This is a genomic window from Pseudomonas sp. Eth.TT006, from assembly GCF_054456575.1.
In genome coordinates this window covers 64,105-75,854 of sequence record NZ_JBTJEN010000014.1, presented here as the reverse complement: position 1 = coordinate 75,854, position 11,750 = coordinate 64,105, and the positions used below count along the sequence as shown (strand labels likewise).

The window sequence follows — 11,750 nt, the reverse complement described above, 5'->3', positions numbered from 1 at the left end:
CGGCATTCTGGCGCTGCCCGTGCCCCACTGGCAAGGCGCGCCATATGACAAAGCATAGACAAGCGCCGCTCCGCGCTGCTCGCCCCCTGAAACCGGGGTTTATTCCAAATATTTTGCAAAAAATCACGGAACCCCTGGAACGCGCCTAAACTCCAAACTGCGCGGCTGGAACTAATACTGGCCCACTGGCTTCGTTTGGCTCTGTTTCGTACAGAGCTTGGGGGGCCGGAACCCTGTCCATTGGTATGCACATAAAGAGAACAAAGCTATGAAACGGATTCTTCTCGGTACTCTCTTCACCGCTGTTTCCATCAACGCCATGGCTCAGGCGCCAGGCGGCCCGGATTGCGGTTGGGGCAACATGCTGTTCGAAGGTCAGCGTGGCACCCCGGCGCACTTCCTGGCATCCACCACCAACGGCACCTCCGGTAACGCCACGTTCGGTATGACTTCCGGCACCAACGGTTGCTCGACCAACGCGTCGCTGACTTACGGCGGTAAATCCTGGTTCGCCATGAATGGCATGATGAACGAACTGTCCGAAGACATGGCCAAAGGCAACGGCGAAGCGCTGACGACTTATGCCGTGGTGCTGGGCGTGGCGCCGGAAGACCGTGCGCACTTCGCAGCGGTGACTCACGAGCACTTCCAGCAGATCTTCAGCAAGGCTGACGTGACCGCTGAAGACGTGCATACCAACACCCTGGCCGTACTGAAATCGGACCCTCGTCTGGCCAAGTACGCTACTCAGGCTTAAGCTCGACCACCCGCTTCCTTCGGGAAGCGGGTTTTATTTTTGAATGCAATCACTCGAATGTGACGCTGAACCTGTGGTGAGGGGATTCATCCCCGATCGGCTGCGAAGCAGTCGTGAAACTTGTGCATGCGGTGAATCCGATGCATTTGGGGTACAGGTTCCAGGGCTGCTTCGCAGCCCATCGGGGATGAATCCCCTCGCCACAGGGTGGTGTGATCAGCTCCCGATTCGGGTTTTATTTTCTTTCGACTTAAGTTGCCACCTATGCTCAAACGCCTTGCCTGGCTGGCGCTCTGTGTCTGCGCCCCGCTGTCCGCCGCGCCCCACATCGACCCTCAACGTTTGCAGCAGCTGGCCAACGACCGTTTCTGGATTTCCCTCGGTCATTACGAAACCGCCAAGCTCGGCGGCTGGCGCAGCTATGTCAGCGACAAGAAATTCTTTCTTGCGCCAGACGGCAATGAGCACCCCGACCGTGAGCTGGCCGCCACCGTGCAAGCGCTGTACGCCCCGGCCAGTCTTGGTGAGCAACACGCCCAGTGCGTGTACCCGGCACGCACGCGCTGGCTGAAAGCGCAGCTCAATCTCAACGACCTGCCCGCTCCCGATTGCGCCGAGTTCAAAAAATGGTTCAAGGATGTCTCGCCGCACAGCGCGGTGATGATCTTCCCGGCGGCCTATCTGAACAGCCCGTCGTCGATGTTCGGCCACACCCTGCTGCGCATCGACCAGGCTGACGTGCAGGCCGACAAGACCTCGCTGCTCAGTTACGCGATCAACTTCGGCGCCTACATCGAAGGCTCCGACAACAGCATCCTCTACGCCTGGAAAGGCTTGATGGGCGGCTACCCTGGGCTGTTCGCGCTGGTGCCGTATCAGGAAAAACTCTCCGAATACCGCAGCCTGGAAAACCGCGACCTGTGGGAGTACCGGCTGAACCTGACGCAGGCCGAAACCGCGCGCATGGTCGAGCATGTGTGGGAGCTCAAGCAGATCCAGTTCGACTATTTCTTCTTTGACGAAAACTGCTCGTACCGCCTGCTCGAGCTGCTGCAGGTGGCACGCCCGAGCCTGCGTCTGACCGAGCAATTCCCGCTGACCGCGATCCCTACCGACACGGTCAAGGCAGTCAAGGAAGCCGGGCTGGTGGAAAGTGTCGAATACCGCCCGTCCCGCGAGCGCGAGCTGCTCAGCCGTGCCGCGCCGTTGAGCAGCGACGAGCAACAATGGGTGCTTAAAGTCAGCGCCGATCAGCAGGTGTTGCAGGAGCCAACCTTCAAGGCCCTGCCGCAGGATCGGCAGGCACTGATCATTGATGCTGCGTATCGTCTGGAGCGCTACCGGGCCAACGGCCAGGAACGTGACGCAAAACGAGCGCAGCGCAGCTTCGAACTGCTGCGGGCGATCAACAAGAACCCGGCACCGGAGCTGCAGATTCCACAACCGGGGCTGCCGGAAGACGGTCACGAATCGCGCACCTGGCAGGCCGGCGTCGGCACCCGGGGCGATCGTGCCTTCGGCGAGTACGGCCTGCGCATGGCCTATCACGACCTCAACGACAACGCCGAAAGTTTCCCCCTCGGCGCGCAGATCGAAATCCTGCAGATGAAACTGCGTCAGTACGAAGGCAACCAGTGGCAGTTCCAGCAACTGGACCTGGCGACCATCCGCTCCCTGACTCCGCGCAACGAGCTGCTGCAGCCGCTGTCGTGGCAAGTCACCGGCGGCCTTGAGCGGGTGCCGGGCAAACACGATGACGAAAACCTGGTCAGCCACGTCAACGGTGGCGGTGGTGGCACCTGGGCGCTGGGTGACGATGTACTGGGTTTCGCCCTCGGCACTGTGCGCGTTGAACACAACAATGATTTCGCCGCGTTCGTCTCCCCGGCCGGCGGTTTCAATACCGGCGTACTGTGGAAAAACCCGCTGGGCAATCTCAGCCTGGAAGCCAAGGGCGATTATTTCTTCAACGGCGAAGTGCGCCGCAGCCTGAGCCTGAATCAGCAATGGGAATTGTCGCGCAACCTCGGTTTGCGCCTGAGTGCACAGCGCGAGTTCAGCCATGTGGCGACGCCCGAAACCGAAGTGATGCTCGAAGTGAAGTGGTATCACTATTAAAAGATCGCAGCCTGCGGCAGCTCCTACAGTTGGAACGCATTTTTCCTGTAGGAGCTGCCGCAGGCTGCGATCTTTTGATCTTTCTTTCACATCCCACCCACGAATCCCCTTCTAGACTTTCCTCATAAGCCGGAGAACCGGCGCGGGAGAGTGCGATGTGGCGGTGTGCGGGTGTGTTGAGTGTTGTGCTGTTGCTCGGGGGTTGCCAGACCACCCATGAAGATTTGATCGCCAAAGGTTATCCACCAGCCTTCGCCGACGGCTTCGATGACGGTTGCGTCAGTGGCCGACAAGCCGCTGGGTCGATCAGTGGCGAGTTTCGCAAGAACGTGCCGCGTTATCTCAAGGACAAGCAATACGCCGAAGGCTGGACCGACGGTTTCCGTCAGTGTCAGGCGATGCTGGAGAACAAGGATCGCGAGGAATATCGCAACGAACACTGGGACGAACGCGAGCGTGCCTGGCAGCAGCAGAAAGAGCAGGACGCCGGACGGGCGTATCGCTCGCAGTAGGTCGTTTGCAGACATCCGGTGAAACCAATTGCCGGCGACCATGGCCCAATTCCTATAACAGGAGGACACCATGAGCCGCGCTTTCGTCAACGAAGACAACGCTGCCGCGCAAGCCGATCAACCCGTCGAACGGCAGGTCAGCGCGCAGCCCAATTACGTAACGCCGCAGGGCCTGGCCCAGTTGCAAGCCAAGGTCGCGGAACTGCAGAGCCTGCACGCCGAACAGTCAGCCAGAGGTGAACTGGCCGACAAGCAGCGGCTGGCTGATCTGCAACGGGATTTGCGTTATTTCAATCAGCGCCTGAGCAGCGCACAGGTCGCGGTTACCGCGACGTCTACCGACAAGGTGCAGATCGGCAGTTGGGTGACCTACGCCGATGAGCACGACAGCGAGCAGCGAGTGCAACTGGTCGGCGAGGATCAAGCCGATGCCAGCCGCGGCCTGATCAACTGGGCCTCGCCGCTGGGCCGGGCGCTGCTCGGCGCCCGGCTCCACGACGAAGTGCTGTGGCAGCGGCCCGCCGGCGATCAACTGATTGAAGTGATTCGCATCGAACCGGCTTAAACCACACCCTGCGCGAGCATTGCATCGGCGACTTTGACGAAGCCGGCGATGTTCGCGCCTTTGACGTAGTTGATCCGCCCGTTCTCTTCGCCGTAATGCACACACGCATGGTGGATCGACTGCATGATCGCGTGCAGCTTGCTGTCTACCTCGCCCGCCGTCCACAGCAGGCGCATGGCGTTTTGCGACATCTCCAGACCGCTCACCGCGACTCCGCCGGCATTGGACGCCTTGCCCGGGGCGAACAGAATGCCCGCCTCGATAAAGATATCCACAGCCGCAAGCGTGGTCGGCATGTTCGCGCCTTCGGCCACGCACACGCAGCCGTTGCGCAGCAACGTGCGTGCGGCGTCGGCATCGAGTTCGTTCTGCGTGGCGCAAGGCAGCGCGATGTCGCACGGCAGCGACCACGGCAATTGTCCGGCGCGGAATTCCAGACCGAATGCGGCGACCAACTCGCTGATGCGTCCACGCTTGACGTTCTTCAGCTCCAGCAGCGCCTGCCATTGCTCTTCGCTCAGGCCCGACTCGCAGTACAGCGTGCCTTCAGAGTCGGACAGCGAAATCACCTTGCCGCCGAGGTCCATGACCTTGCGCGCCGCGTACTGCGCGACGTTGCCGGAACCGGAGATCGCCACGCGCTTGCCTTCGACGCTCTGCGCGCGGCGCTTGAGCATCTCTTCGGCGAAATACACACAACCGAAACCGGTGGCTTCCGGGCGGATCAGGCTGCCGCCGTAGGTCATGCCCTTGCCGGTCAGCACGCTGGTGAACTGGTTGCTCAGGCGTTTGTACTGGCCGAAGAGGAAACCGATCTCCCGTGCGCCGACACCGATATCGCCGGCCGGCACGTCGACATCAGCACCAATGTGCCGGTACAGCTCGCTCATGAACGCCTGACAGAAACGCATGACTTCGGCGTCGCTCTTGCCCTTCGGATCGAAGTCCGAACCGCCCTTGCCGCCGCCCATGGGCAGCGAGGTCAGCGAATTCTTGAAGGTCTGTTCGAAGGCGAGAAACTTCAGCACGCCCATATTCACCGATGGATGAAAGCGCAAGCCGCCCTTGTACGGGCCGATGGCGCTGTTCATCTGGATGCGGAACCCGCGATTGACCTGAACCTTGCCCTGATCGTCGACCCACGACACACGAAACACCACCGCCCGCTCCGGCTCGCAGATGCGCTCCAGAATGCCCGAGGTCAGGTAGTGCGGGTGGTTGGCTTCGAGAAACGGCCACAGGCTGCGCAGGACCTCTTCGACAGCCTGGTGGAATTCGGGTTGATCCGGGTCGCGTTTTTTCAGTCGGGCGAGGAAGGATTCGACGGATTCGATCATGGGAAAAGTCTCGGCAAATTTATTGTCGTTGGAAGAGATTGAGCCGGACTGTAACAAACGGATTGCGCACTGGAACAGCGCAAAATGTCGCAGTTATGAAATTAAATGGTGCACAGGATATAAATAAGCTGGGTTTTCGGCCTGTTTTGCACCTGAATAGTGATTCACAAAACAAGCCTTGCACCAACAGAAGACAGTCTTCGCGAGCAAGCCCGCTCCCACATTTGGAATGCGTTCCCCCGTGGAAATGGTGCACCGGATATAAATCTTTGGCCTGTTTTGCACCCGAATGGTGATTCACAAAACAAGCCTTGCACCAACAGGAAGACAGTCTTCGCGAGCAAGCCCGCTCCCACATTTGGAATGCGTTCCCCCTGTGGGAGCGGGCTTGCTCGCGAAGGCCGCGACGCGGTCCATCTGAAAACCCAGGATAAAAAAACGGAGCCCGAAGGCTCCGTTCTTTATGCAACCAGCCCGAATCAGGCCAGTTTCTTGTGGCGTACCCGGTGTGGCTGGGCAGCGGCTTCGCCGAGGCGCTTTTTGCGGTCGGCTTCGTACTCGGTGTAGTTGCCTTCGAAGAACACGGCTTGCGAGTCGTCTTCGTACGCCAGGATGTGCGTCGCGACGCGGTCCAGGAACCAGCGATCGTGAGAGATCACAATGGCGGCGCCCGGGAAGTCCAGCAGGGCTTCTTCCAGGGAGCGCAGGGTTTCAACGTCGAGGTCGTTGGACGGCTCGTCGAGCAGCAGGACGTTACCGCCCTCCTTCAGAGTCAGCGCCAGGTGCAGACGACCGCGCTCACCACCGGAGAGGTCCTTGACGAACTTCTGCTGGTCGCCGCCCTTGAAGTTGAAGCGACCAACATAAGTGCGCGACGGGATCTCGTAGTTGCCGATGCGGATCTGGTCCGAACCGTCGGAGATCTGCTGGAATACGGTCTTGCTGCCGTCGAGGTCCTCGCGGCTCTGATCAACGCAGGCCAGTTGCACGGTTTCACCGATCTCGATGGTGCCGGAGTCCGGGGTTTCCTTGCCCATCAGCATGCGGAACAGGGTCGATTTACCGGCACCGTTACCGCCAATCACGCCGACGATGGCGCCTTTCGGCATGGAGAACGACAGGTTGTCGATCAGTACGCGATCGCCGTAGCCTTTGGTGACGTTCTTGAATTCGATGACCTTGTCGCCCAGGCGCGGACCGGCCGGGATATAGATCTCGTTGGTTTCGCTGCGTTTCTGGAATTCCTGCGACTGCATTTCTTCGAAGCGTTGCAGACGTGCCTTGGATTTCGACTGGCGGGCCTTGGCGCCTTTGCGCACCCACTCCAGTTCTTCCTTCATGGCTTTTTCGTGAGCCGACTGCTGCTTGGATTCCTGGGCCAGACGATCGGACTTGGCTTCGAGCCAACCCGAGTAGTTGCCCTCGTAAGGAATACCGGCGCCGCGGTCGAGTTCCAGAATCCAGCCGGCGACGTTGTCCAGGAAGTAACGGTCGTGCGTGATCGCGACCACAGTGCCCGGGAAGTCGTGCAGGAAGTGCTCGAGCCAGGCGACGGAATCGGCATCCAGGTGGTTGGTCGGTTCGTCGAGCAGCAGCATGTCCGGAGCGGACAGCAGCAGACGGCACAGGGCCACACGACGTTTTTCACCACCGGACAGGTGCTCGACCTTGGCGTCCCAGGCCGGCAGACGCAGGGCGTCGGCTGCGACTTCCAGCTGGCGCTCCAGGTTGTGACCGTCGCTGGCCTGCAGGATCGCTTCGAGCTTGGCCTGCTCGGCTGCCAGCTTGTCGAAGTCGGCATCCGGGTCGGCGTAGGCGGCGTAGACTTCGTCCAGACGCGCCTGCGCGTCCTTGATCACGCTCACCGCTTCCTCGACCACTTCACGCACGGTCTTGGTCGGATCCAGTTGCGGCTCTTGCGGCAGGTAACCGATGTTCAGGTCCGGCATCGGACGGGCTTCGCCCTCGAACTCGGTATCAACGCCGGCCATGATTTTCAGCAGCGTGGATTTACCCGAACCGTTGAGACCGAGTACGCCGATCTTGGCGCCGGGGAAGAACGACAGCGAAATATTTTTCAGGATTTCCCGCTTCGGTGGAACAACTTTGCCCAGCCGATGCATGGTGAAGACGTATTGAGCCATGGAGAACCTTGGGTCAGTGACAGATGAATGATTGGAGCGCAGGCGATGCCCGGCCAGACCATGCGCGTCGTTCACTTAATGGTGATCAATGCGTGCGCGCTGAAAAAGTCTGATTTTAGGAGCTGGAACGCTCCCGCTTAACCGGCAAAGCTACCTGAATGACGGAAGGCAGTCCAGCCGGGTGGGGCTGGCACTTCGCCACAACTCAAGGCATGCTAGCCGCCCTTCGGGCGTCCGGCTTATAGTGCACGTCGCGTCAGTCCAGCCCAACCGCAGGATTTCAGCTTGTCCAACGTTACCCCGCCAGCTTCTGTGAGCGCGTCCAATCCGGGGACCGGCTCGCCCCTGCGCGGGACTTTAAAGGGCGCGCTGGCGACACTTGTGCTTATGCTGCTGGTGCTTCTGTTCTGGCAACTGCTCGATCAACTGCGTGAAACCCAGAAAAGCCAGCGCCAGTACACCATCGATTACACCGCCGACCTCGCCGCGCAGGTCAGCCTGAACATGTCGCTGAATGCGCAAATCGCCCTCAACCTGCTACCGATCGTCGAACAACCGCAATCGTCCGACGAACAGCAGGCGCTGCTGCGCAAGCTCCAGCAATCGCTGCCCGACCTGCGCAGCCTGGCCCTGCTCAGCCCGTCCGGGAAAATCATCAGCGACAGTGCCGAAGACAGCCACGACGCCGACTACCTCAGCGAACTGGTGCGCCGCAGCCGCGCCCAAGTGCATTACTTCAGCAACGCCGACGACGGCTCGATGGTGCACCTGTTATTGCATCAGGCCAGTGGCAGCACGCGCGGCTACTGGGTATTGCGCCTGACTCCGACGTTCTTCGACTCACTGACCAAACAGGGCGAAACCGGGATTCGCCCGTTGTGGCTGGTGGAAAACCGTCTCAACCATCAAATCATCAGCCGCGACGAAGCCCGGCCCTCGGCCAAGCAAGGCGTACTGAGCCCGGACGACCTGGCCAACACCGTGCTGACCGTGCCACTGAGCGCCAGCGACTGGCAATTGCGCGGGCTGTTCGATCGCCAGCGCGTGCTCGAAGAGCTGTTGCCAGCGTTCATCGGCAAATGCCTGCTGGGCCTGGCGTTCTCGATGTTGCCGGTGATCGCCCTGCTCAACATGCGCCGGCGCCAGCGCCAGTTGCATGAAGGGCGGCGGCGTTATCAGGACATTTTCGAAGGCACCGGCGTGGCGTTGTGTGTGCTCGACCTGTCCGGCCTCAAGCAGGTCTTTGATAAAGCGCAGATCCAGACCAGCGATCAACTCAAGGCCTGGCTCGATCAACCGGCCCAGCGCCAGCAATTGCTGCAGGAGCTGCGGGTCACCGAAGTCAATCAGGTGGCGCTGCAACTGCTCAACGTCAATTCCTGCGAGCAAGCCTGGCAACTATTGATCGACGGTCAGCCGCACAATCCGTGCGCCATCGGCAACCAGGTGCTGGATGCCGTCCTGCAGCGCCAGAACCAGCTGGAGCTGGAAATCCGCCTGCCGGACATCAACGGCCGCGACCAGCACCTGTGGATGGTGCTGCGTCTGCCCGAGGCACAGCACGACTACAAAGCGGTGATCCTGAGCATCAACGACATCACCAGTCGCAAACTGATCGAACTGTCGTTGCTCGAGCGCGAAGGCTTCTGGTCGGACGTGGTGCGCACCGTGCCGGATCATCTGTACGTACAGGACGTGATCAGCCAGCGGATGATTTTCAGCAACCACCACCTCGGGCAGACCTTGGGTTACAACCGCTCCGAGCTGCATCAGATGGGCGAGTATTTCTGGGAAATCCTGCTGCACCCGGAAGACGCCGACTATTACCACCGTTCGCGGCAGCTGCAGCGACACGCCGGCTACAGCCAGTTGCTGCAGTGCCAGTTGCGCTTCCGCCATCGCGACGGCAAGTGGCGGCGTTTCGACATCCGCGAACAGGCGCTGGCCCGGGACAAACACGATCAGGTCACGCGGATCATCGGCGTCGCCAAGGACATCACCGAGCAGATCGAGGCCAGCGAGTCGCTGCGTGACAGTGAACGCTACCGGATGCTCGCCGAAAGCATCAGCGACGTGATTTTCTCCACCGACAGCAAGCTGTCGCTGAACTACGTCAGCCCTTCGGTGCAGGCAGTGCTGGGCTACGACGCCGAATGGATTTTCCAGAACGGCTGGCAATCGACCATCGCCAACCCACAACAGCTGAGCGGCATTTACACCTTGATGGATCGGGTCAGCAAGGCGCTGGACAAACCCGAGCAACTGGCGCAACTGCGCAATCAGGTGCAGACCCAGATGTTCCTGTTCGACTGCCTGCGCGCCGATGGCCGCAAGATCCCGATCGAACTGCGCCTGGTGCTGGTGTGGGACGAACACGGTGCGTTCGAAGGCGTGCTCGGCGTCGGCCGTGACATCAGCCAGCAACGCCGCGCCGAGAAAGACCTGCGCATGGCGGCCACGGTTTTCGAGCACTCGACCTCGGCGATCCTGATCACCGACCCGGCCGGTTACATCGTCCAGGCCAACGAGGCGTTCAGCCGGGTCAGCGGTTATGCGGTGTCGGAAGTCCTCGACCAGTTGCCGAACATGCTCACCGTCGACGAACAGCAGGACGCGCACCTGCGCTATGTGCTCAAGCAGTTGCACCAGCACAGCACCTGGGAAGGCGAAGTCTGGCTCAAACGGCGCAATGGCGAGCATTACCCGGCGTGGGTTGGCATCACCGCGGTGCTCGACGACGAAGGCGACCTCGCCAGTTACGTGTGTTTCTTCAGCGACATCAGCGAACGCAAGGCCAGCGAGCAGCGGATTCACCGCCTCGCCTACTACGACGCCCTGACCCATCTGCCCAACCGCACGCTGTTCCAGGATCGCCTGCACACCGCGCTGCAAGCGGCCGAGCGGCAGAAGTCGTGGGTGGTGTTGATGTTCCTCGATCTCGACCGCTTCAAGCCGATCAACGACTCCCTCGGTCACGCCGCCGGCGACCGCATGCTCAAAGACATGGCCACGCGCCTGCTGGCCTGCGTCGACGATGACGACACCGTGGCGCGCATGGGCGGCGACGAGTTCACGCTGCTGCTGCAACATCGCTCCAGCCGCGAGATGGCGCTGAACCGGGCGATTCACGTGGCCGAGCAGATTCTCGCCAGTCTGGTGAAACCGTTCGTGCTGGAGGGCCGCGAGTTCTTCGTCACTGCCAGTATCGGCATCGCCCTGAGCCCGCAGGACGGCAACGAACTCAGCCAGTTAATGAAGAACGCCGACACCGCGATGTACCACGCCAAGGAACGCGGCAAGAACAACTTCCAGTTCTATCAGGCCGACATGAACGCCAGTGCGCTGGAGCGTCTGGAACTGGAAAGCGACCTGCGGCATGCGCTGGAACAGAACGAATTCGTCCTGTATTACCAGCCGCAATTCAGCGGTGACGGCAAACGTTTGACCGGTGCCGAAGCGCTGCTGCGCTGGCGTCATCCGCGGCGTGGGCTGGTGCCGCCGGGGGATTTCATTCCGGTGCTGGAAGAATTGGGGCTGGTGGTGGATGTCGGCGACTGGGTGATCAGCGAAGCCTGTCGGCAGCTCAAGACCTGGCACCAGAACCGGGTGCGCGTACCGAAAGTCTCGGTGAACATCTCGGCCCGGCAGTTCTCCGACGGCCAGCTCGGCACGCGGATCGCCACGATCCTGCGCGAAACCGGGCTGCCGCCGGCGTGCCTGGAGCTGGAACTGACCGAAAGTATCCTGATGCGTGAAGTCAGCGAAGCGATGCAGATTCTCGCCGGCCTGAAAAACCTCGGCCTGAGCATTGCGGTCGACGACTTCGGCACCGGTTATTCGTCGCTGAACTACCTCAAGCAATTCCCGATCGACGTGCTGAAGATCGACCGCACCTTCGTCGACGGCCTGCCGTCCGGCGAGCAGGACGCGCAGATCGCCCGCGCCATCATCGCCATGGCCCACAGCCTGAATCTGGCGGTGATCGCCGAGGGCGTGGAAACCCATGAGCAACTGGACTTCCTGCGCGAGCATGGTTGCGACGAGGTGCAGGGCTATCTGTTCGGTCGGCCGATGCCGGCGAGCCGGTTTGAAGCGCAGTTCAGCAATGATGCGCTGTTCATGTTCGACTGAAGATCCGTGGCGCTGCCATCGCTGGCAAGCCAGCTCCCACAGGGACTTGCCATGGATCAATATTCTCAGGCTGAAATACAGTCATTGTGGGAGCTGGCTTGCCAGCGATGGGGCCCTCAAAAGCACCGCACATCTGTCATGAACGCCACTTGTCTGCGACATGATGTCGTTTCATATGCCATCCAA

At 60.8% G+C, this 11,750-nt stretch carries 7 protein-coding genes; 5 read left to right on the top strand and 2 right to left on the bottom strand.

The genetic code is table 11. From position 1 onward, the window contains the following. Window positions 1-268: 268 nt before the first annotated feature. The 4 genes from ACXR0M_RS21050 to ACXR0M_RS21035 all read left to right on the top strand — a co-directional run bounded on the left by ACXR0M_RS21050 (window position 269) and on the right by ACXR0M_RS21035 (window position 3,952). Entirely contained in the window at window positions 269-757 is a 489-nt protein-coding gene (locus ACXR0M_RS21050; protein WP_007909797.1) for a DUF3015 domain-containing protein, read from the top strand. A 264-nt stretch (window positions 758-1,021) separates the two neighbouring features. After that, entirely contained in the window at window positions 1,022-2,875 is a 1,854-nt protein-coding gene (locus tag ACXR0M_RS21045; RefSeq protein ID WP_458833687.1) for an Lnb N-terminal periplasmic domain-containing protein, read from the top strand. A gap of 155 nt (window positions 2,876-3,030) precedes the next feature. After that, window positions 3,031-3,387 (top strand): hypothetical protein, encoded by a 357-nt coding sequence (locus ACXR0M_RS21040; protein ID WP_458833686.1) that lies wholly within the window; start codon window positions 3,031-3,033, stop codon window positions 3,385-3,387. A gap of 70 nt (window positions 3,388-3,457) precedes the next feature. Continuing rightward, entirely contained in the window at window positions 3,458-3,952 is a 495-nt protein-coding gene (locus tag ACXR0M_RS21035) for a GreA/GreB family elongation factor (protein ID WP_458833685.1), read from the top strand. Here ACXR0M_RS21035 and gdhA read toward each other — a convergent pair. Both gdhA and ettA read right to left on the bottom strand, forming a co-directional pair. After that, window positions 3,949-5,289, bottom strand: a complete 1,341-nt coding sequence (gene gdhA / locus ACXR0M_RS21030; RefSeq protein ID WP_458833684.1) for an NADP-specific glutamate dehydrogenase — start codon at window positions 5,287-5,289, stop codon at window positions 3,949-3,951. The genes ACXR0M_RS21035 and gdhA overlap by 4 nt on opposite strands. A gap of 479 nt (window positions 5,290-5,768) precedes the next feature. Continuing rightward, window positions 5,769-7,433: an energy-dependent translational throttle protein EttA gene (gene ettA, locus ACXR0M_RS21025; protein ID WP_458833683.1), complete on the bottom strand. Its 1,665-nt coding sequence runs from the start codon at window positions 7,431-7,433 to the stop codon at window positions 5,769-5,771. 285 nt (window positions 7,434-7,718) lie between these two features. On the opposite strand from ettA, the gene ACXR0M_RS21020 reads away from it, so the two are divergent. Then, entirely contained in the window at window positions 7,719-11,564 is a 3,846-nt protein-coding gene (locus ACXR0M_RS21020; protein WP_458833682.1) for a sensor domain-containing protein, read from the top strand. Window positions 11,565-11,750 lie beyond the last annotated feature (186 nt).